Below are 20866 nucleotides of genomic sequence, written 5' to 3' on the forward strand. Positions count from 1 at the left end.
CAAACCTGGAGATAAGCGGCAGACTCGCGCAATGGATGTAAACGGATGCAGCTCTGGAAACTTGAGTGTCAAGCGAAAAAACTTCGCATCGAAGGACCGGTATTCTGGTTACATGACTGCCGGCGGCCACAAGGAGAGTGGCTGCGCGACAACCAACATTCTCGCGGCGGGACGCCATGACGCCGATAGGTTCGCCGTCTCTAAACGCCTTGACAAGCTCGCAGCCGCAAAACGATTACAGGCGGGTTCGTTTGAGAACCTCGGTTTCGTCAAGCGTTCGCAACTGTGCGATAACAGGGGAGGCGTGCGGTCAGCGGTCGAGGCGACTCGCTTTTGCACATAGCCGAACGTGCGCCATTAAAATAGTTAGGTTAACGAATGTAGTTATATTGACGTCCGGCAAGCTCTTGCAGAATGGAAAACCTATGCGCATCGAAACGAGTCGACAATCCAACGAGAGGAGTATCCATTCTGTTCTTGCGCAAAGGGGAAACACATGTACCCGAGAATTATGGTGGCTATCGACGGTAGTGATACATCGAAGCTCGCGTTGGACGAGGCGATCCGAATTGCGAAAGCCGGTCCGTCGAATGTGCTAGCCGTGTTGGTATTCGAGAGCGAGGCCGAAGTCGTTGGGTACGGCGGGCTCGTTATACCAAACAGTCAGGTAGAGGAATTGCGTGCCACGGCGTTGAGCATTCTTGGCGAAGCGAAGGAAACGCTCGATCAGAACGGCGTCGCAGGCGGTGGCGAACTGATTGAAAAGCCGAGTGAGAAAATCGATATCGCGACCCTGTTGCAGCAGCAAGCGGAACGCTGGGAAGCGAATCTCGTCGTGCTTGGAACCCACGGTCGGCGCGGGCTTCAGCGGATGGTTATCGGCAGTGTCGCGGAGAGCTTTGTGCGCCAATCAAATTGCCCTGTTCTGCTTGTGCGCGGAAAGGGGTAACGGACAGTTAGGCCTGCCGCGCCGAGCCTGTGCGGACCGCGACCAGGCGCGTAGCATCGCCTCCTCTACCGGACGGGTGCGCTGCTTTCACTCCTGCGCCAATGACAAAACATTGAAACCGACGCTTTGAGGTCAACGCCTGTTCCTTGAGCGACTGTGCTGCCGCCGCGGCTCTGCTCCTCCGTCGCGGCTATGATCTCGCCGACAAGATTCCACCGACACGTTTGGCTCCAATGGCGTATCTGATGTAGCGTCCTTCAGCTATCACGGACCGACTGCCTCGGCGCTTCTTCGATATCGCGTGTTACGATTTCGATTTGCCAATTGCTTCGTAGACCGCCATTTCACGCGCCGCTTATCACAAGTCGACCTCAATTGGAGAGAGGCGATGATTCATCCTGCAACCCGCCCCGGCAGATCGACGCGTTGAAAATCGCGGCCCAGGGAGCGGAGCAGCAAAGGCTGGACGCCAAGATCATCGAATTCACAGACTGGAACACGCCAAACCCCGCACTCGCCAACAAGGACATCGACGTCAATTACTTCCAGCCCATTCCTTTCCTCGAGAACGCGAAGAAGCCATTCTCGCACTGCTGCGCGACATCAACCGGCGTCTCGGTCTCACGATCGTGCTCATCACGCACAAAATGGAAGTGATACGTGAAGTGTGCGATACGGTCGAGCGGTCTGTGCCCTTTCACCGGTGGCGCGTGCTGCCGGGGCTGTCACGCCTCAGCCCGGTCCCGATCACGATGCTTCGATGACTTGCGATATTGCAATCAGTTCGCGCGGCGGCGTGCACCGATCACGCCCCAGCCCAGACCAACCGCACCCGCGACGAACGAGCCGGCCAGAATCCCCAGCTTGGCTACATTCAACGCGTTATCGTCTCCGAAAGCTAGCGTCGCGATAAAGATCGACATCGTGAAGCCGATGCCTGCGAGAAGCGCGATCAGGCCGACGCCGCTCCATGACACGTCCTTAGGTAGCCGGCACAGCTTCAGCCTGACGAGCACCCACGTGACGCAAAATACGCCCAGTGGTTTTCCCGCCACGAGCGCAAGCGTTACTCCGGCGGCGATCCAGCGCGCGTCGTGCTGCGACAGGTCGATGCCATCGAGCGTTACTCCGGCATTGGCTAGCGCGAAGAGCGGCATAATGCCGTATGCAACCCATGGATGAAGCGCCCACTGCACCCTGACGACGGGAGGCAGCAGTTCGCGTTGCGCAAGACGAAGCGTCTGCAATGGCTTTGCGAGCCGCTCCGCACGATGCCTGTCTTCTTGCTGATTGCTGGCGCTGTTGACGTCATGTGTGGCGCGTGACAGCTCAACCAGTACACGCTCGCGTCGGCTTGTAGGCGTAACGGGTACGAGCAGACCGAGAATCACGCCAGCAAGCGTCGGGTGGGCTCCACTGATCAGCAACCCAGCCCATATGATCGCGCCTGGCATGATATACGCCGGTGCCGTCCCGATGCCCAGTCTCTGCATCAGAAGCACGCCGCCAATGCCTGCCGCCGCAAGCGCGAATCCGCTGTAATCCAGTCCTCTCGAATAGAACGCTGCGATGATGAGGACGGCAATGATGTCGTCGACAATGGCGAGCGTCAGCAAGAAGATGCGAACACCGCTCGACACGTTTCGCCCAAGCAACGCCAGTACGCCGACCGCGAACGCGATGTCAGTGGCGGTTGGAACCGCCCAGCCGTTTGCCGCCGCAGTCCCGTGATTCATCGCCAGAAAGATGAGCGCGGGTGCTGCGACGCCGCCCATGGCTGCTGCGAGGGGCAACGCGGCTTGCCTGACATCGCTCAATGAACCCTCGTGGATTTCCCGCCGGATCTCCATGCCAACGACCAGGAAAAAGATCGTCATCAGCGCATCGTTGATCCAGAAATGCAGAGGTCTCGAGAATACGAAATCACCGGCACCGAAGGTCAAGGGCATTTCCCACAGGCTGTTGTAGCTGTGTGCGAACGGGGAGTTCGCCCATATGAGTGCCCCGGCAGCGGCGACCAGCAGCACGATGCCGCTCGCGGCCTCAACGTGCAGGAAGTGCTCGAGCGCAGTAAAGGCCTTTTGCGCGATGCGTAGGGGACGCGAGAGCGTGTCGGCAGGTTGATCTCTTTGCATGGGCGTGTTGGGTCTGCGTGGCGGCCCGACCAGCGCAGATGACCTGTCCCGCTGCAACGTGCAGCTAACACCCGAAAGACATTCTACATGACCCTGTCTCGTTTCCCTGTCGCTACGGTGGCCGACACGCTCCGGCTCGCGTGTGAGCTTATTGCCTGCCTTCGGCGAAAAAATTACTGAAGATCCTTTCGGTCGGTAGCGTTTTCCGGCATTCATCGTCAGGAGAGCTTGAAGATGTTTCTTCTCGCAACGCTTATTGGACCAAAGTCCAATATCGAGTTAAACGCTTCCTGCCTAAGCTTGCTCTGCGAACCAGTGTCACCGGCTGCACGACATAATTTCCGTTGCACGATGGTGCGCCTGTTGTACGTGTCCCGGGTCGCATGGCACGTCCATCCAATGCGGTTGTGAATGTCGTTCAGGGGAACCAGAATGCAGCTTCCAACCTTTCTTGCCGGACTGGCAAGACCCGTAACACGCGCTCCTTTTGCACTCGTTGCAGCCAGTCTGTTGAGTGTCTCGGTCAGCGGCCAGGCGCAGACCGACTCGCAGCAGACGCAAAAGCCCAATATCCTGCTGATCGTGGGCGACGACGTGGGCTGGGGCGATCTGGGTGCTTACGGCGGAGGTGAGGGGCGAGGCATTCCTGCTCCGAACCTGGACAGGCTGGCCGATGAAGGCATGACTTTCTTCGACTTTTACGGTCAGCCCAGTTGCACTCCTGGCCGCGCCGCGCTTCAGACCGGGCGAAATCCTAATCGAAGCGGGATGACAACCGTGGCGTTTCAGGGGCAAGGAGGCGGGCTCCCGCACGCTGAATGGACACTGGCGTCAGTATTGAAGCTCGCACACTACAACACGTATTTCACCGGCAAGTGGCATCTCGGCGAGGCCGACTATGCGTTGCCGAATACGCAGGGCTACGACGACATGAAGTATGTCGGCCTGTATCACCTGAATGCGTACACGTATGCCGACCCGAAGTGGTTTCCGGACATGGACCAGCAAACCCGGGACATGTTCGTCAAGGTGACGACAGGAATGCTTTCAGGCAAGGCCGGCCAGAAGGCGCATGAGGACTTCAAGGTGAATGGCCAATACCAGAACGAGCCCGAAAAAGGCGTTGTCGGCATACCGTTCGTGGATGCATACATCGAAAAGGCAGCACTCGAAGATATCGACGACGCCGCGCAGCGTGGACAACCGTTCTTCATCAATGTGAACTTCATGAAAGTTCACCAGCCGAATCTTCCGCACCCGGATTACATCGGCAAATCGCTGTCGAAGTCCAAATATGCGGATTCGATCGTCGAGCTCGACGCACGTGTCGGTCACATCATGGACAAGCTGCGTGAGAAAGGACTCGACAAGAACACCCTCGTCTTCTTCACGACCGACAATGGCGCATGGCAGGACGTGTACCCTGACGCGGGATACACGCCGTTCCGAGGCGCGAAGGGGACCGACCGGGAAGGTGGCGCGCGGGTGCCGGCGATCGCCTGGTGGCCCGGGAAGATCAAGCCGCATTCGAGGAACTTCGACATCGTCGGCGGACTCGATTGCATGGCGACATTTGCCGCACTCGCAGGTGTCGATCTGCCGAAGAACGATCGCGAAGGCAAGCCGATTATTTTCGACAGTTTCGACATGTCACCGGTCCTGTTCGGCACCGGCAAGAGCAAGCGCAACTCGTGGTTCTATTTCACCGAGAACGAAATGACGCCAGGTGCTGTACGCGTCGGCCAATTCAAGGCGGTGTTCAATCTGCGTGGAGACGCGGGGGCGGATACCGGCGGGCTCGCTGTCGACTCAAATCTCGGCTGGAAAGGCCCCGACAAGTACGTTGCGACAGTTCCCCAGGTGTTCGATCTGTACCAGGACCCGCAGGAGCGCTACGACATCTTCATGAACAACTATACAGAGCACACGTGGACGCTTCCGACGTTCGGCGCCGCAGTGAAAGAGCTGATGCAGTCGTACGTGAAATACCCTCCGCGCAAGGCGCAAAGCGAAGCGTACTCAGGTCCGATTACCCTCAGTCAGTACGAACGCTTTAAATATATCCGCGATGAACTTCAGAAGAACGGCTTCAGCATTCCGATGCCAAGCGGAAACTGAGTGAGCGCGCCTGACGGCCGGTGAATTCCGGTTGTCGGCGGCTCGGGTGAATCGAGCACTCAACGACGGGGACGGACAACGATGCGCACTGTCGAACCGCGAACGACTTCATCTCGCATGTTGAATCGTGTTGCGGTGTTTCTGGTCTGCGCGTGTCTGGCGCTAGCGGGCTGCGCCGAGCATGGCGCGTCTACGGCGGACACGAAGCGGACGATCTCCAGTGAGCGGTCTGCAGCCGTACTGCCTTCATGGCAGGATGGGGCGGCGCGCGCTGCCATTCTCAAGTTCGTCGGCGACGTGACACGCGAGGGGACAGCAACGTATGTGCCGCCCGATGCGCGTATCGCCGTGTTCGACAACGATGGCACGCTGTGGAGCGAGCAGCCGTTACCGTTCCAGTTGTCGTTCATGATCGAGAAACTGAAGGCGGCGGCACCTCAACATCCCGACTGGCAGCGCAATCCCGCGTACAAGGCGCTGCTTGCACATGATACTGCGGCGCTCGCGCAAAACAAGAAAGGGTTGCTGCAAATGCTCGCCATTGCCAATAGCGGCATGACGACAGACGAGTACGACCGCTCGATCCGACAGTGGTTATCGACCGCGGAGCATCCCACTCTGCAGCGGCCTTACCCCCAGCTTGTCTATCAGCCACAACTAGAACTGCTGGATTTGCTACGGGCGAACGGCTTCAGGATATGGATCGTTTCAGGCGGCACCGCTGAGTTCATGCGCGTGTGGGCAAGTGAGGCATACGGCATTCCGCCCGAGCAGATAGTGGGAACCGAAGAGAAACTTGCATATCAGGTCCGCGACGGCAGGCCCGCGCTGGTGCGACAGCCGGGATTCGACTTTGTCGACGATGGTCCGGGGAAACCGGTTGGCATTTTCCGCGCAATCGGCCGACGCCCGATCCTCGCTTTCGGCAACTCCGACGGCGACAGGGAAATGCTCGAATACACGGCTAGTGGACCCGGGGCAACGCTTGCACTTTTACTCCATCATGACGACGCCGGCCGTGAGTTCGCCTACGACCGTCAGTCTGCGCTTGCACGACTGGACAAGGCGTGGGACGAAGCCCTGTCGCGTGGATGGGTTGTGGTCAGCATGAAGAACGACTGGAAAGCGGTTTATCGCACGCAGTAGTCGTTGAATCGGATACTGCCATCAATGGCAACGGACAGCGAAGGAGCCGTCATGGGCGCAGCGAACACCAGTCTCGCAGAACAGCCAATCACCTTTTTTGCCACGCGTTCGACGGAGCTAGAGCCCGTCGCGCCGGAGCAGAAGGGACGATTTCACGCGATGGCGAAGCCGATCGGTTCGACCTGCAATATCGATTGCACTTACTGCTATTACCTGCACAAGGAGCATCTGCTCGGTCAGCATCGGGGTCGCCGGATGGAGGCTTCGATGCTTGAGCGCTACATCCGCCAATATATCGAAGCGCAGAACGGCGACGAGATCATCTTTTCATGGCAAGGCGGCGAGCCCACCATGCTCGGCATCGATTTCTTCCGCGACATTGTCGAAATCCAGAGGCGATACACGCCGCCGGGGCGCCGGATATCGAACGATCTACAAACTAACGGAACCCTGCTGGACGACAACTGGTGTGCATTTCTCAAAGAGAATGAATTCCTTGTCGGTGTCAGTATCGATGGTCCACGTGAATTGCACGATGCGTTCCGGCTGGATCGCAAAGGGCAGCCAACCTTCGACAGGGTGATGGGTGGCATTGCGCTTCTCAGGAAGCATGGTGTGAGGTTCAACGCGCTGACCGTGGTGAATCGGCGTAATGCGAAGCGGCCGCTGGACGTCTATCGTTTCCTGCGCAACGAGCTCAATTCTACGTATATCCAGTTTATTCCCTGCGTCGAGCCCAAAGATTCTCATACTGTGGCGCCTCAGCATTGGTCACAGGACGCCATGCCGATAACCGGAACCAGCGCCGCAAAACCGGGGATCCGGATTCTGTCGTGACGGATTGGTCGGTGGACCCCGATGATTGGGGATATTTCCTTTCGAGAACGTTCGACGAGTGGCAAAAGAGAGATGTCGGGCACGTGCTGGTCAACGTATTCGAGACCGCGGTGGTGCAAATGATGGGGCGCGCGGCCCAAACATGCGTGACAGCGGAGTTCTGTGGAAAGGCACTGGCCGTCGAGCACGATGGCGAGGTCTACTCGTGCGATCACTTTGTCTATCCCGAGTGGTCGCTTGGAAATATCAGAGCGACGCATCTTGGGGAGATGGCATTCTCCGCGCGGCAGCAACGATTCGGTTACGGGAAGCGGGATTCGCTACCTGCATACTGCCGTCAATGCAGGCATCTGAAGCTTTGTTGGGGCGAGTGTCCGAAGAACAGATTTGTACGCAGCCCTGATGGCGAGCCCGGACTCAATTATCTTTGCTCCGGTATCCGCCGGTTTCATGATCACGCGGCCCCGGTGCTTCGCCAGTTCGCCAGGCAATCTGCCTAGCGCAATATCGCTGAGGAGTCTATGGCAGCGTTCGTCGACCATCCCGCAATACTCTTCGTCGCTCTGCTCGCACTCTTTATAGGAGCGGTGGTCTTTGGCGCATTTGTCCTCAGACATGCGCTGCCCCTCCCGACGGATGAACGGGACGATTTCAACCTGGTACAGACATCAACTTTGACGTTGCTGGCGCTGCTCATCGGTTTCAGTTTGTCGATGGCCGTGAGCCGATATGACACGCGCAAGAACCTGGAGGAGAACGAGGCTAACGCTATTGGTACCGAATACGCGCGTGCGGATCTGGCCGACACTCCATTGAGCACTGAGATGAAGGCTGCACTGGTCCAATACACCCGCCTTCGGCTTGCACATTTTCGGACGCGAGAACCGCACGAAATTGCCAGTAACGAGAGCAAGACTGCCGACCTTCAGGCTGAGCTTTGGAAGATGGCAACCAAGGTAGCCAAAGCCACACCAACACCTATCGCTGCCACGATCGTCACCGGAATGAACGATGTGCTCAACTCGCAGGACTATTCCGAGGCGGCATTGATCAATCGCATTCCCATCGGCACATGGTGTCTGATGATCGTCATCGCGCTATTCGGATGTGTGATACAGGGGTATGGCGCGAAAGGAAGACTACGCAGAGGTCTGCTGATTACGATCCTTCCCGTGACGGTTGCATTATCGCTGACGCTCATCGCAGACATCGACAGTCCACGAGGCGGGATCATCCATGTCCAGCCGCAAAATCTGGTGCGGCTGCTGCACTCGCTGGGCAGCGAATCGTGAAGCCTGCGTTTCCCGTGACCGCAGCATAAGAAGTGAAGCGATCTGAATGAGTGTCGGTATGTCCGGCGGCAGGTTGCGGACGTCTATCGCTGACGCGACAGGCGTCGCTTATTGTGGCTATGCGACCGACCATCTGCGGATAGCGAAGGGAATGAGCGGGCGAGTGCAGCACGGCGAGATCGCCGGCTCGCCGTCCCGACTCTGCTACAAGCATTCCGTGCCAGTTCGAGCACGACCTCCGCGTCGGTCCGGCCGGAGGACGCGCGCACGTGGAACGAATGATCTGCGTCGTCCACCACATGCAGCGTGGCGCGCGGCCCCAGCGTCTCGACGACCGACCTCAGCAGGGGAAGCTCGGCCAGCTTGTCGCGCGTGCCCTGCAGGAAGAGGATCGGCACCGTGACGTGCGTCAGGTGCCTTGCCCGCTCCACGCCGGGTGCGCCCGCCGGGTGCAGCGGGAACGCGACGAAAGCGAGGCCACGCACGCCGTCGAGCGGGGAGATGGCTTGGGCCTGGGAGGTCATGCGGCCGCCGAACGACCTGCCGCCCGCGAAGAGTGGCAGGGCTGGCAGCCGCCGGCGGGCCTCTGCGACGGCCGCCTGCACGGCAGCATGTGCCACGGCCGGCGAGTCCACCCGCTTGGAGCCCCGCTCCATGTACGGAAACTGGTAGCGCAATGTGGCGACATTGGCCGCCGCAAGCGCGTCGGCCAATGACGACATGCCGGCATGCTGCATGCCCGCCCCGGCACCGTGCGCGAAGACATACAGGGCTCGCGCGTCCTCCGGCACTCGGAGGAGCGCAGAGACCTTAGTGCCGTCGGGCAGTGCCAGGGAAAGCGATTCTGGGTCGTCCATCATATTCAGGTCGTGTCGTTATGGCCATTGCGCCGATTCTGCATCAATGAGGCATCGGGGAGCGTTTGTGGCGGCGTCCGGCAGGGCATTGCGCAGGCGGAGTTTGCCGGCCAATGCATGGAGCGCGCGCCAATCGTGAACGGCGCCGCAGGCGCGATATGTCGGTTGACGACCGCAAGCCCGACGGCGTAATTGCACCCCTGCATCATTGTCAGCGAGCTATTACGACACTGCAATCAGCGTCAAAGGAAGTTCTCGAAGGGCAGTTCATTTAGCTGCCTCTCTGGAAGAGCGTGTCCGGCCGCAGAAAGTTCTGGGTCCGGCCAGAAGCGGACGTCGCCGCGATGACTCACGAAGCCGCGAAGGTGTTTGTGGAGAAAGGAGCGCCAAAACATTCTTGAGACAGGCGTCCAGGCCCTTATCCGGCCCGGTAGAAATCCATGGGGATAAGCTCGACGGCCCATCCGCCTTCTTCGCCCAGCGTGGCGGCCGGGTGCATGGACGCGATGCGCAACGCTTCGTCACCGCTAAGCGCCTCTCGAACATTCAGAGCTGCTTGCGCTCCGCGCTTCAGGATGCGGTTGATGATGAAGTGCTGGAATCGAACCCGCTGGCCGGCTTCACGTTCACCCGGAACGAGCCGCCGCGCGACGCCGACCACGCGGACCCGTTGGATGCTCAGGAGCAGGCTGCCGTTATTGCAGCGGCACGCGTTCCTCAGATAGCGAACCTGTGGCAGTTCCTGATGTGGACCGTCCTGCGGACAAGCGAGGTTATCGCGCTGAAGTGGTCGGACGTCGACTGGTTGCGCGAGACAGTGCAGGTTCGGAAGGCGATCACGCGAGCCGCCAAGGGTGTTGCTGAAGACACGAAGACGTTATCAGGGCGACGAGACGTGAAACTGCTTGCGCCCGCAATGGCCGCGCTCATGGCGCAGAAGGAATACACCTTCGTTGCTGGCGAGGAGATATTCAATCGGCCATCGTGGCGGGGCAGGGAGGGTGGACCGTGGCGGCACGATCACCAGATATGGGACGCCTGGAAGACGACGCTGAAAGACGCCAAAGTGCGATACCGGAACCCATATCAGACGAGGCACACATACGCCTCAATGATGCTGTCGGCAGGAGAGCGCAAGATATGGGTTGCCAACCAAATGGGCCACTCGGACACTACGTCGATCAAGCGCAATTATGGTCGCTGGATTCCGAACTCAGACCCGCAGGCAGGTAGCCGAGCAGTGGAGTTATTCGCCCCGGAAAATGCTGGCAAATTTGCTGGCAAAAAGAGTGGTAAACAGGCAAAAACGGGCTAGATTCTTGCCACCTTTTGAAATCAGTGTATTGATTTTAAAGGGTTTTTTGGTGCCCAGGGCGGGACTCGAACCCGCACGCCTTTCAGCGCTACCCCCTCAAGATAGTGCGTCTACCAATTCCGCCACCTGGGCAAGGGGACGCAATTGTAGCGAGTAATCGAACGGTTTTGAAGAGGTCTCGCTGAGCAGTGGCAGTCTTGCAGGCTCGACGGCAACGACGGCTCGAACGTAGAACCCGCACGGCATCATCTCGTCCGTTTCGCGCGAGGCTTGCCCGCCGCTTCGCCGCTCGCGGCGCTGGCTTCCTGCGGGTCTTCACTTTCTATCTGCCGCTTGTCCGATTGCTCGATGGGCGGCTCGACTGCAGGACCATCCATGCCTTCGGCCTCGATCTGTCGACGAGCCGTATCCCAGTACTCGTCGGCGTGTCGCTTCGGATCGTCGTCGCGCTCCCAAAGGTGATACGCACGTTCGCGGATCCGATCGTCGGTGCTGCGTTCGTTATCAGCTTCAGCCATGTCGCTCTCCTCGGTTCAATAGCGCAGCAGCGCATTGCCAATGAGCATTCGCGATGCCAGATGGCGAAAGCGAGCCGTCGTGCGCCGCATGCGCTTGCCTCAGCCGATGTACTCGACGGCCACGTCAGCCTGATCGCTTTGCGCGGCATGGCTGCGAGGTCCGGCGATGCGAAGTGCCGCGCGAGCGTATCGACGACGTCGGTTGGGCCGCACATTCGATCGAGCACACGATGAGCGGCAGTCGCTGCGACCTCGCGCGCATTATGTCGGCCGAACCGTCGATGAAGGCGAGGACGCCGGCGGTTGAAGCGTCACTTGTTCGGCAGCGCATAGGCGATCACATAATCGCCGAGCTTCGTGCCGAACGAACCATGTCCGCCCGCCGCGATCACCACATATTGTTTGCCGTTCGCTTCGTAGGTCATCGGCGTGGCCTGGCCGCCGGCGGGAAGCCTCGCGCGCCATAGTTCTTCGCCCGTGTCGGTGCTGTACGCGCGCAGGTAGTTGTCGGCCGTCGCTCCGATGAAGAACACATGTCCGGCTGTCGTCATTGGACCGCCGAGCATCGGCATGCCCATCTTGAACGGCAGGGGAACGGGCGCGCTATCGCGCACGGTGCCGATGCGCTTCTTCCACACCACCTGGTTCGTCTTCAGATCGAGCGCGGCGACGTAGCCCCATGCCGGTTGCTTGCAAGGCAGGCCGACGGGCGACAGAAACGGATTTAACGTCACGCCGAAGGGCACGCCGTATTGAGGCTGGATGCCCGTTTCCGTACCCGTGCCGCCCGAGCCGCTAGCGGGCGGCTCGAGCGGATTGTTCGGTCCGCGCGGGATCAGCCTCGAGACGAACGGCAACGCGATCGGGTTCGCAATCGCAAGCTGCCGGTCCGTATCGACGGCGAGACCGCCCCATTCGAACATGCCCAGATTGCCGGGGAAAACGAGTGTGCCCTGTTCGGACGGCGGCGTGAACGTGCCTTCGTACCGCAGCCGGTGAAACATCACGCGGCACGCAAGCTGGTCATACATCGTTGCGCCCCACATGTCGGCGTCCGTCAGGTTCTTCTGCGGACGGAAGGTGAGCTGCGAGAACGGCTGCGTCGGCGACACATGGTCGCCTTTGGCCGCGCCCTGCGGTACGGGCTGTTCAGGCGCGGGCACGATCGGCGTGCCCGTGCGGCGGTCCAGCACGAAGATGTTGCCCGTCTTCGCGGGCGTGTAGATTGCGGGCACGATGTTGCCGTTGCGATCGGTGATATCGGCAATGGTCGGTTGCGCCGGCAGATCCATGTCCCACAGATCGTGATGGACGGTCTGATAGAACCACGCTAGCTTGCCGGTCGACGCATGCAGCGCGAGCAGCCCGCTCGCGTAGCGCTCGTACTGCGGCGTGCGATCGCCGCCCCAGATGTCCGGCGTCTTCACGCCCATCGGCAGATAGACGAGATCGAGCTTCGAGTCGTATGCGGCGGGCGCCCACGAGTTCGGCGAATTCACCGTGTATGCGTGCTGGTCGTCGGGAATGGTGTTTGGCGTGTCGGAGCCCGGATCGAAGGCCCATACGAGACGTCCTGATTCGACGTCGAAGCCGCGTATCACACCCGACGGCTCGTGATTCGAATAGTTGTCGGTCACGGCGCCCGCCATGACGATGATCTTGTCGGTCACGACGGGCGGCGACGTCGGCTCATATTGACCGGGCGTCTTCACGGGTTGCAGATGCTGCAGGTCGAGATCGCCGTTGTTCCCGAAGCCGGTGCAACGTTGCCCTGTCGCGGCATCGAGTTCGAACAGATGGCCGTCGTTGACGGGCAGGATCACACGGCGCGAACACGCGGGCAACGCGCTTTGCGCGGCTGCGTCTTTCGCTGCCGCTGCTGCCGTCGTCTCGTGATAGGAGACGCCGCGGCAGGTCACGTGCTGGAAACTCGGATCCGGTTTCAGACCCGGATCGAAGCGCCATTTTTCCTTGCCGGTGGCGGCATCCAGTGCGAACAGGATTTGATGCGGCGAGCACAGATACAGCAGGGCGCCGACCTTGAGCGGCGTCACTTCATTGGTGATTTCGACGGGATCGTTGGGCCCCTTCTTGTCGCCCGTCTGGAATGTCCACGCGACCTGCAAATCCTTCGCATTGTCCTGATTGATTTGCGCGAGCGGCGAATAACGCGTGCCCGCCTGCGTGCGGCCATATGCCGTCCAGTCGCCGGGATGCGAGTCCGGCTGGGTCGGCGACACGCCAGAGTTTTGCGAGACCTTGCCGTTGAGTTCCTGCGGATCGTTGAACGCGGCATAGGCAAGTGCAATACCCGTCAGCACGAGGCACACGGCGAGCGCGGCGGCCCCGCGTCGGGCCGATGCATCCAGCCGCCGGTACACGAACGGCAGCAGCAGCCAGATGCCGAACAGAACGAGGATGTCGATGCGTGGCGCAAGCGCCCAGAAATCGAAGCCTGCTTCGAACACGGCCCATATCACCGTGCCGATCAATAGCAACGCATACAGTAACAACGCGAGCCCGGTGCCGCGATAAATCAGCCACGCGACAACCAGAAGAATGATCGCGGCAACGATGTAATAAGGCGACCCGCCTATCGCGACAAGCCAGACACCGCCGATCAGCAGATAAAGCCCGGACAGCACGGCAAACAGAACGCTGAGCCATCGCCCGATACCCAATGATGGCGTGCCCGCTTTGCTCTCGTCCTTCATGGTGTAACACTCCTGTTACCTGCTTGACTGCTGCGAAAGTACATTCGCGGTGCCTAAACTCCGGAGGCGGGAGCAATGCGCGGACCCGATCGGACTGCCTTCGGCTCGCGAACACGGAATGCATTACTGATCGAACGCATAAAGCGCACGCATTCGTTCATGATCGTTCATGTCCCTTAAAACACGCAAACGTTAGCGCGCATAAAATGCGCGCACAGACGTCGCATTCTCGTCGAAATCGGAAAAACCCAAGTATTACAGCGTGTTACATGTGATATCGTTCGGTCGCGCGCAATCGATACGCGCGCATCGTTCCTACTTGGCCCTAAATGGCAGCAGAAGTTGAAATGGCCGCTTGATCGGCAACGCAAAGTCCCATGCAAGTCCAAAATGCCCGTCGCTGGGCGCCCAGAGGGTCTCGGCGATGGATTGCCGCCATCGCAGCTCTATTCATGGCGAGTGGCGTGCGCCTTCTGTTGCACCCGCTGCTCGGCCCGGTGATGCCGGGTACCGCATTCGCCATTGCGGCAGTCTTAATCGAGTATTACTTTGGCCTTGCACCGGCATTGACCGTGATGCTGGCAGGTCTGTGCATCGCCGACTATCTGTTCGTGCCTCCTTACGCGGTTGTCAGCGTCATCAATCGCTCCGACGTGCTGTTCGTCGTCTCGTATCCGCTCGTCGCGCTGGTGGTCATTACATTGATTGAACGGTTGAGGCGTGCGCAGTTTCGCGCCGAACTGGTCTCGTCGGTTGCACAGTCGCGCTACGAGATGCTGCTGCGCCACGACAACGACCGGATGCTCGCGCGTCGTGCCGTCGATGAAACTCACCGCCTGCTGCGTCATCTGTCGCAACACAGCAATTCGTTCGTGCTGATCCAGGCACTCGAGCGCACGCCGGACTGGTCGGGAAGCGCCGATGCCGGTGCCGCCAAGGCTGCTGCAAGCGCGGCACATGTCTTCGCGCTGCCGCCTGCCGAGATCGCGCCCGGTCCCCGCTTCGACGACGTTGAACCGGAAGATGCACGCCGGCTCTCGAAGGCATTGCGTCCGGGGCGGCATCGCGTGCGGCTGCGCAGGTCCGCCGCGAACGCGCATGCCATGCCGGCGAGCGCGAACGGCGCTGCGGGCGACGGCGCCACGCAGCTCGTCGACTGCGTGTGCGAACGATTCACCACGCACGCGGGCGATTTCCTCGTGCTGCGCATCGGGGACTGATACACATGAAAACCTCGGTCCGAACGATCTTCAACGAAGGCGATGGCCACGCCGTTCTGATGCTGCATGGTCTTTCCAGCTCGCCGCTAGAATTGCGCTATCTCGCACGCTTTCTGAGCGACGAAGGCTTTACCACGTGTGTGCCCGTGCTCGAAGGCTATACGGCCGGCTCGCGGGAACAGTCGATGGAGCAATGGCTCGAGGCGGCGACGCGGGAATACGACGCGCTGGCCGAGCGATACGAACGCGTGTCGATCTGCGGGCTGTCGATCGGTGCGGCGCTCGCACTCGCGCTCGTGCATCGCCGCCCCCGGGCTCAGTCCGTCGCGCTCCTGTCGCTGACGCTCGCCTACGATGGCTGGGCGATCCCGTGGTATCGCTTTCTGCTGAACTGGGCGTACTACTCGCCGCTGCGTTCGCGCTACCGCTATCGGGAGTCGGCGCCTTATGGACTGCGCAACGATGCGCTGCGCGCCAAGATTGCGCGCGCGATGGAGCGCGACGATTTCAGTGAAGTCGGCCCGTCGACCATTTCGCTGCCCGCCTTGCACGAGGCCAGCCGACTTGCGGCCTGCGTGCGTTCTCAGTTGCGCGGTATCCGTAACGACTGCCTGATCGTCCACGCAATTGACGATGAAACGTCGAGCCCGCGTAATCCGCGCTTCGTCGCGTCATCGATCGGCTCCGCCTTCTTGCGCACGATCTGGCTCGACGATTCGTATCACATGATCACATCCGACAACGAGCGCGAGATTGTTGCGCGCGAAACGGCATTGTTTCTGCGCGAAAGCGAAATAGCGAGCCGCACAGGCGATGCGGGCGGCAAGCCCGTCGTTTCGAAGGCCCTTGCGCGGCGGCTTCGGCAGCTTGCGGCAATGGGCAAAGGACGCGCGTAATGGCAAAGCCGGTCACTTTCAGCGCCGCAAGGTGCGTTTGCGCGGCGGCCGCGTTCGCGCTGGCCATTCAATCGGGCAGCGCGCTCGCCGACGATCTGCCCGACTCGACTGCTTCGCCCGCTTCGTCGGCTTCTGCTTCGACGGATAGCAGCGCAGAGGCGAAGCCTGCCAGCAAATGGAAGATCGGATTCGGGCCGGGCGTCGTGATTACGCCGCTGTATCCGGGCTCGCGCGAACTGCGCGTGTTCCCTTATCCGGCGCTCGACATTTCCTACGATGACCGCGTCTTCTCGCAAGGCCCCGACGTGCTGGGCGTGAACGTGATACGCAGCGAGAACTATCATGTCGGCGCTTCGCTCAGCTTCGATTTCCAGTCGCGCCAGGAGAAGGACGATCCCCATCTGCATGGCCTGGGCAACGTCGACGGTGGTCCGAAACTCAGGCTGTTCGCCGACTACACGTTCTGGGCGTTCACGGGCTCGGTCGCGCTGTACCAGGACATCGCCGGGCACGGCCAGGGAAAGACGGTCGTGACGGATCTGTACGCGTCGCTGCCCACGGGCGGATGGCTGTTTTCATTCGGCCCCGGCTTCACGTGGGCGGATGCGCTGTACACGCGGACGTTCTTCGGCGTGTCGAGCCAGCAGAGCGCGTCCTCGGGCCTGCCTGCGTACAGCACGGGCGCGGGAATCCGCGACGTGCATCTGAACGGCTACGTGAGCTACGACTTCTCGAAGCACTGGGCCGGCTCCATTGCGGTGACGCTGGGACGCTTGCAGCACTATGCCGCCGCAAGTCCCATCACCGAACGCAGAACCGAACTGAATACGCTTGCATCCCTGAACTATCGGTTCTGATCGTATGGGTCCAGGCCGCCCGTCGCGGCCTGTTCGACTTCGATTGCCGTTCGCGGCTTTATCGGCCAGCGACGAGGGTCGCGGTCGATGTATGCGCGCCCAACCATTTCGAAAGGCCGTCCAGCCGCACTGGAATTCACCGTCGATGCATAGCGCTCGTAGGCAGTGAAGCGCGGCGCGCTGTCGCTATGCAAGCCACAGCGAAGCCTTTGCCCTGAGCGTTTCGATCGCGAGATCGAGGAACGCGCGCACCTTCTGGTTCGCGTGCTTGCCCTCGCGATGCATTACATGAACGGGCAGCGTCGCTTGCTCGCAGTCGGCGAGCACGATTCGCAAGGTGCCGTTCGCCAGTTCCTCCGCGATCTGATAGGACAGCACTCGCACCAGGCCCAGGCCCGCGATTGCCGCCGCGATCGCCGAGTCGTTGGTGGTGGTCACGAGGCGCGGCTGGATCGGCACGGTCAGCGGTTTGGCGTCCACGTGAAAGCGCCATTCCGGCGCAGGCGTGAGGCCCGTCGCCTGAATGGCAATATGCGACGCGAGGTCGTCGGGATGTTGCGGCACGCCGTGCGTTTCCAGATACCCGGGTGACGCGCACAGCACACGCCGAACATGGCCCACGGCGATTGCCTGCAACGACGAATTCGGCAACTCACCGATGCGTATCGCCACATCGGCGCCTTCGTCGACGAGATTCACGACGCGGTCCATGAACCAGCAGTTCAGACTGACGGCGGGATAGCGCGTCAGATAGTCCTGAGCGATGGGCGTGACATACATCTTGCCGAACAGGACGGGCGCTGTCACCGTCAACTGGCCGCGCGGCGTGGTGTTGACGCCGACAGCGGAAAGCTCGGCGGCTTCGACGTCCGCGAGGATGCGGCGGCAATGTTCGAAGAACGTCGCGCCCGCATCGGTCATGCGCACGACGCGCGTCGTACGCGTCAACAGGCGCACGCCCAGATGTTCTTCGAGCTCAGTCATCACCCGGCTGATGACCGATGGCGACACGTTGAGCTTGCGCGCCGCAGACGCGAAGCCTTCCATCTCGACCACGGTCACGAACGTGGTCATTGCTTGAAGCCGGTCCATGTCTGAAGAGATGAACGCCGATGTCACGGAGGTGGCGTCAAGCATAGCAGCGTTTCGCTGCGTGTCGCGTGCAACGGTCCTCACAGATCGAGCAGCAGGCGATCGCCGCCGCCCGTCTCCGAACTGGCCGGAACGGCGCAGCAGATGAGTGCTTCATCGTCGGGCACGTGGAATTCAGGCGCAACAGCGTATGCGACGGCGCCTTCGACGATGCGCGTCCGACACGTGCCGCAACTTCCGCCGCGGCAACCGAACTCGGGATTCAATCCGCGCGCTTCCGCCAGATCCAGCAACGAACCGCTATCCGCGCTCCAGCGGGCTTCCTTCCCCGACTTCACGAACGCAACGGGCACGGGCTGTTGCGCGGCGACTCGCACGGGACCCGTCGCCGCAGCGGCGCCTGTCTTGCGCCGCAAGCCGGACGGGCCGAACGATTCGGCGTGAATGCGGTTGTCGGCGACGTTCAGATCGCGTAAGCCGTCATATATCGACTGCATGAATGCGGACGGTCCGCAGAGATAGAAGTCGTAGTCGTCGAAGGGCAGGGATTCGCGCAACACATCGATATCGATCCGGCCCGCAACATCGAAGTCCTTTTCTTCACGCGCGCCCGCCGTATCGGTCAGTGCGCGCACCACCTTGACTGCGCCGTTCGCGGACGCGGCAAGCCGTTCGATCTCGCGGCTGAACGCACGTTCTTTGAGCGAACGCGCCGAATGGAAGAGCCAGGTCGGACGCACACGCCGCGTGCGCAGACCTTCGTAGACGATATGTCTGAGCATCGCGAGCATCGGTGTTACGCCGACGCCGGCGGCAAGCAGCACGGCGGGACGGCGCGCGGACGCGTCGATCGTGAACTGGCCAGCGGGCGCGCGTGCTTCGATGACGCTGCCGGTCTTCAGCGTGTCATGCAGATACGACGACACCGATCCGCCGCGCTTCACGCTGATCCGATAGAGCCCGTCGGCGGGCGCGGTCGACAGCGTATAGGTTCGGATGCAGGGCTTGTCGTGAGCGGGCAGCGTCACGCGTATGGGCAGATGCTGGCCTGCTTCGTGCGCAACCAGGCCCGCGCCGTCAGCCGGTTCGAGATGGAACGAACGGATCACCGCGCTTTCGTCGACGACGTTCGTGACCTTGAACGGCCTCCATGCATTCGCGAGTTCGGCGGCCTTCAGGCGGCTGGCCGCTTCATCCCAACTGCCCGTCATCAGCGAGTTCGGCGACCAGCCGTTCGCCTGAAACGTCCACCGAAGCGGCAGCGCGGCTTCGCGATAGACGATGCGCGTTGGCGTGAAATGCCACAGGCGTTCCGCGCCCTGGTATGCCGCGATTTCCGGCGATTCCAGATCGACGGTCGCGTCCCCCGTCAATTGCAGCACATCGCCCGTTTCGAAGTCGGCGAACACGAGCCCTGCGCGTGGGTTGACGAGGAAGTTGCCGAGCGTGGCGAAGAACAGGTTGCCCGCAAAATCGGGGATGGTCAGCTTGCCGTCGTCGCCGATGCGCACGAAGCCTGCCTTGCCGCCGCGATGCGATACGTCGACCTGGCGGTGTTCGCCGTCGCCTACGTATGACGCGACAAAAAACGTGTCCGCTGCTTCGATCATCTCGCGGGCGCGGCCGCTCAAGCCGGCGAATGCCGTGGGCGCGATATCGGAGACCACATCCGGGTCGCGGGCGAATTCGTAATCGCGGGCCTGAATATATTGCGGGCAATTGCCGAAGCTTTGCGCAACGGCGACGTCGAATCCCTGTGCGGTGCGGTTTCGCACGAAGCCATTCATGCGATTGCGGCGGCGCGTGTGAAGTTCGATGCCGAGCAAGCCGATGGCCGCGCCTTCGCGCAGTCCCGACGCTGCAGGGTCGGGCAGATCGGCGGCAAGGTCGATGTGCAGGAGCTTGTCGTTCGGGGCGTGCATGAAGCCGGGCCGACCGGCCACGAAGGTCGCCCACACATCGCCGTCGTCGGTGACCGAGCCTGCGACGACGAAGGGCAGTTGCCTGAAGAACGTGCGATGCTGCTCGGGCATGTAGTCGCGCACCACGCGGCGTCCGGCTTCCCGCATCTTCTCAACCACGCCGACCTTTTCCTGCAGGGCGACTTCGCCTGCATGCCAGGGCGAGGCATTGTCCGTCGATACCGTGTTCATGATCCGTCTCCCGAGGTTGAGGGAAGAGAGAAGCCACCGGTTGTTCCCGGAGACTACGCCTGATTCGCGCGATCAGCCGTTAGCGGCCAGTCCGACAGGCGTCTTCTGGAACTCGACGAAGCCCGGCAGAGCTTCGATGCGGCGCAGCCACGCGTCGACGTTCGGATAGAAAGACAGATCGACGTTGCCTTCGGGCGCACGCGCGATGTAGCTGTAGAGCGCGACGTCGGCGATCGTCGGATGATCTTGCGCGATGTATGCGCGCCCGGCCAGCTCTTCGTCGATCAGCTTGAGGATGCGATGCGCGCGCGCGATCAGTTCTTCGGCGTTGTATTTTGCGCCGAATACGGTGATGAGTCGCGCCGCGGCGGGGCCGAACGCGATCTCGCCAGCCGCAACGGACAGCCAGCGCTGCACGGCCGCTTCGAGCGCGGGCGTTTGCGGCAGCCACTCGGTCTTGCCGAACTTGCGGGCGATATACACCAGAATGGCGTTCGAATCGGCGATGTTGACGTCGCCGTCGACCAGAACGGGCACCTGGCCGAAGCGGTTGAGTTGCAAAAATCCGGCCGATTTATGCTCGGCAGCGGCGAGATCGACGTCGATCAGCTGATGCTCGATGCCGAGCAGCGACAGGAAGAGGCGGGCACGATGCGAGTGGCCGGAGAGCGGATGATAGTAGAGCTTCATGGCGGTTTCCTTCGGTCGGATGTGACTGGGATGTCCAGATCACTTGAGAACGAAGTCTAGGGATGTGCCGCTTGCGA

15 protein-coding genes, 1 tRNA gene and 4 pseudogenes are annotated in these 20866 nt (G+C 61.0%); 11 read left to right on the top strand and 9 right to left on the bottom strand.

All coding sequences use genetic code 11. The features are described 5' to 3' along the window. Window positions 1–496: 496 nt before the first annotated feature. The 3 genes and pseudogenes from BPHY_RS27785 to BPHY_RS42925 form a co-directional block, all read left to right on the top strand. On the top strand, window positions 497–949 hold the full coding sequence (locus BPHY_RS27785; RefSeq protein ID WP_012404790.1) for a universal stress protein: 453 nt from the start codon (window positions 497–499) through the stop codon (window positions 947–949). A 357-nt stretch (window positions 950–1306) separates the two neighbouring features. Next, window positions 1307–1528: pseudogene (locus BPHY_RS43370) on the top strand (MetQ/NlpA family ABC transporter substrate-binding protein); the annotation flags it as partial. Further along, window positions 1516–1629 (top strand): annotated as a pseudogene (locus BPHY_RS42925) (methionine ABC transporter ATP-binding protein); the annotation flags it as partial. The pseudogenes BPHY_RS43370 and BPHY_RS42925, both read left to right, overlap by 13 nt. Window positions 1630–1728: 99 nt before the next feature. Here BPHY_RS42925 and nhaA read toward each other — a convergent pair. Further along, a complete protein-coding gene (gene nhaA, locus BPHY_RS27795) occupies window positions 1729–3084 on the bottom strand; it encodes a Na+/H+ antiporter NhaA (protein ID WP_012404792.1) in 1356 nt (451 codons plus the stop codon). A gap of 432 nt (window positions 3085–3516) precedes the next feature. Here nhaA and BPHY_RS27800 point away from each other — a divergent pair, with 432 nt between their 5' ends. The 4 genes and pseudogenes from BPHY_RS27800 to BPHY_RS27815 all read left to right on the top strand — a co-directional run bounded on the left by BPHY_RS27800 (window position 3517) and on the right by BPHY_RS27815 (window position 8477). Then, window positions 3517–5202, top strand: coding sequence for an arylsulfatase (locus tag BPHY_RS27800; RefSeq protein WP_012404793.1), 1686 nt, complete (start codon window positions 3517–3519; stop codon window positions 5200–5202). Window positions 5203–5283: 81 nt separating this feature from the next. Beyond that, the gene (locus BPHY_RS27805) at window positions 5284–6348 is read left to right on the top strand and encodes an HAD family hydrolase (protein WP_012404794.1); all 1065 of its coding nucleotides are present in this window, start codon (window positions 5284–5286) and stop codon (window positions 6346–6348) included. A gap of 51 nt (window positions 6349–6399) precedes the next feature. Then, window positions 6400–7685: pseudogene (locus BPHY_RS27810) on the top strand (anaerobic sulfatase maturase). Between the two features lie 21 nt (window positions 7686–7706). Further along, on the top strand, window positions 7707–8477 hold the full coding sequence (locus tag BPHY_RS27815; RefSeq protein WP_012404795.1) for a bestrophin-like domain: 771 nt from the start codon (window positions 7707–7709) through the stop codon (window positions 8475–8477). 83 nt (window positions 8478–8560) lie between these two features. Here BPHY_RS27815 and BPHY_RS27820 read toward each other — a convergent pair whose 3' ends face one another. Together BPHY_RS27820 and BPHY_RS44460 are read right to left on the bottom strand one after the other, a co-directional pair. Beyond that, the gene (locus tag BPHY_RS27820; RefSeq protein WP_244257594.1) at window positions 8561–9334 is read right to left on the bottom strand and encodes an alpha/beta hydrolase family protein; all 774 of its coding nucleotides are present in this window, start codon (window positions 9332–9334) and stop codon (window positions 8561–8563) included. Window positions 9335–9752: 418 nt separating this feature from the next. Continuing rightward, a pseudogene (locus tag BPHY_RS44460) lies at window positions 9753–9884 on the bottom strand (YciI family protein); the annotation flags it as partial. Here BPHY_RS44460 and BPHY_RS43375 point away from each other — a divergent pair. After that, entirely contained in the window at window positions 9828–10649 is an 822-nt protein-coding gene (locus tag BPHY_RS43375) for a site-specific integrase (RefSeq protein WP_012404797.1), read from the top strand. The pseudogene BPHY_RS44460 and the gene BPHY_RS43375 sit on opposite strands and share 57 nt — an antisense overlap. Before the next feature lie 47 nt (window positions 10650–10696). Here the strand turns inward: BPHY_RS43375 and BPHY_RS27835 are convergent. The 3 genes from BPHY_RS27835 to BPHY_RS27845 all read right to left on the bottom strand — a co-directional run bounded on the left by BPHY_RS27835 (window position 10697) and on the right by BPHY_RS27845 (window position 13881). Continuing rightward, window positions 10697–10781: transfer RNA gene (locus BPHY_RS27835), tRNA-Leu, on the bottom strand. A gap of 113 nt (window positions 10782–10894) precedes the next feature. After that, a complete protein-coding gene (locus BPHY_RS27840; RefSeq protein WP_012404798.1) occupies window positions 10895–11167 on the bottom strand; it encodes a DUF2934 domain-containing protein in 273 nt (90 codons plus the stop codon). Between the two features lie 311 nt (window positions 11168–11478). Continuing rightward, on the bottom strand, window positions 11479–13881 hold the full coding sequence (locus tag BPHY_RS27845; RefSeq protein WP_012404799.1) for a glucose/quinate/shikimate family membrane-bound PQQ-dependent dehydrogenase: 2403 nt from the start codon (window positions 13879–13881) through the stop codon (window positions 11479–11481). A gap of 377 nt (window positions 13882–14258) precedes the next feature. Between BPHY_RS27845 and BPHY_RS27850 the strand changes: the two genes are divergently transcribed. From BPHY_RS27850 to BPHY_RS27860, 3 genes are read left to right on the top strand one after another with little or no spacing between them, the layout of a single operon-like run. Further along, window positions 14259–15101 carry a DUF4118 domain-containing protein gene (locus tag BPHY_RS27850; RefSeq protein ID WP_012404800.1) on the top strand — a complete coding sequence of 281 codons (843 nt, stop codon included), beginning with the start codon at window positions 14259–14261 and terminating at the stop codon, window positions 15099–15101. A 5-nt stretch (window positions 15102–15106) separates the two neighbouring features. Next, window positions 15107–15997 carry an alpha/beta hydrolase gene (locus BPHY_RS27855; protein WP_012404801.1) on the top strand — a complete coding sequence of 297 codons (891 nt, stop codon included), beginning with the start codon at window positions 15107–15109 and terminating at the stop codon, window positions 15995–15997. After that, window positions 15997–16854 (top strand): MipA/OmpV family protein, encoded by an 858-nt coding sequence (locus BPHY_RS27860; RefSeq protein ID WP_012404802.1) that lies wholly within the window; start codon window positions 15997–15999, stop codon window positions 16852–16854. Before BPHY_RS27855 ends, BPHY_RS27860 begins: the two co-directional genes overlap by 1 nt. A gap of 186 nt (window positions 16855–17040) precedes the next feature. Here BPHY_RS27860 and BPHY_RS27870 read toward each other — a convergent pair whose 3' ends face one another. From BPHY_RS27870 to BPHY_RS27880, 3 genes are all read right to left on the bottom strand, one after another. Next, window positions 17041–17946: a LysR family transcriptional regulator gene (locus tag BPHY_RS27870; protein ID WP_041765559.1), complete on the bottom strand. Its 906-nt coding sequence runs from the start codon at window positions 17944–17946 to the stop codon at window positions 17041–17043. 80 nt (window positions 17947–18026) lie between these two features. After that, on the bottom strand, window positions 18027–20099 hold the full coding sequence (locus BPHY_RS27875; protein WP_012404804.1) for a 2Fe-2S iron-sulfur cluster-binding protein: 2073 nt from the start codon (window positions 20097–20099) through the stop codon (window positions 18027–18029). Window positions 20100–20171: 72 nt separating this feature from the next. Then, complete coding sequence (locus tag BPHY_RS27880; RefSeq protein WP_012404805.1) at window positions 20172–20789, bottom strand: glutathione S-transferase family protein; 618 nt, start codon at window positions 20787–20789, stop codon at window positions 20172–20174. Between the last annotated feature and the right edge of the window lie 77 nt (window positions 20790–20866).

The organism is Paraburkholderia phymatum STM815 (assembly GCF_000020045.1).
Taxonomy (GTDB): Bacteria; Pseudomonadota; Gammaproteobacteria; order Burkholderiales; family Burkholderiaceae; genus Paraburkholderia; species Paraburkholderia phymatum.

Excerpts from the sequence above, each read along its gene's own strand:
- BPHY_RS27785 (WP_012404790.1), top strand. The coding sequence starts at position 497 with ATGTACCCGAGAATTATGGTGGCTATCGACGGTAGTGATACATCGAAG.
- nhaA (WP_012404792.1), bottom strand. The coding sequence starts at position 3,084 with ATGCAAAGAGATCAACCTGCCGACACGCTCTCGCGTCCCCTACGCATC.
- BPHY_RS27800 (WP_012404793.1), top strand. The coding sequence starts at position 3,517 with ATGCAGCTTCCAACCTTTCTTGCCGGACTGGCAAGACCCGTAACACGC.
- BPHY_RS27805 (WP_012404794.1), top strand. The coding sequence starts at position 5,284 with ATGCGCACTGTCGAACCGCGAACGACTTCATCTCGCATGTTGAATCGT.
- BPHY_RS27815 (WP_012404795.1), top strand. The coding sequence starts at position 7,707 with ATGGCAGCGTTCGTCGACCATCCCGCAATACTCTTCGTCGCTCTGCTC.
- BPHY_RS27820 (WP_244257594.1), bottom strand. The coding sequence starts at position 9,334 with ATGGACGACCCAGAATCGCTTTCCCTGGCACTGCCCGACGGCACTAAG.
- BPHY_RS27840 (WP_012404798.1), bottom strand. The coding sequence starts at position 11,167 with ATGGCTGAAGCTGATAACGAACGCAGCACCGACGATCGGATCCGCGAA.
- BPHY_RS27845 (WP_012404799.1), bottom strand. The coding sequence starts at position 13,881 with ATGAAGGACGAGAGCAAAGCGGGCACGCCATCATTGGGTATCGGGCGA.
- BPHY_RS27850 (WP_012404800.1), top strand. The coding sequence starts at position 14,259 with ATGCAAGTCCAAAATGCCCGTCGCTGGGCGCCCAGAGGGTCTCGGCGA.
- BPHY_RS27855 (WP_012404801.1), top strand. The coding sequence starts at position 15,107 with ATGAAAACCTCGGTCCGAACGATCTTCAACGAAGGCGATGGCCACGCC.
- BPHY_RS27860 (WP_012404802.1), top strand. The coding sequence starts at position 15,997 with ATGGCAAAGCCGGTCACTTTCAGCGCCGCAAGGTGCGTTTGCGCGGCG.
- BPHY_RS27870 (WP_041765559.1), bottom strand. The coding sequence starts at position 17,946 with ATGGACCGGCTTCAAGCAATGACCACGTTCGTGACCGTGGTCGAGATG.
- BPHY_RS27875 (WP_012404804.1), bottom strand. The coding sequence starts at position 20,099 with ATGAACACGGTATCGACGGACAATGCCTCGCCCTGGCATGCAGGCGAA.
- BPHY_RS27880 (WP_012404805.1), bottom strand. The coding sequence starts at position 20,789 with ATGAAGCTCTACTATCATCCGCTCTCCGGCCACTCGCATCGTGCCCGC.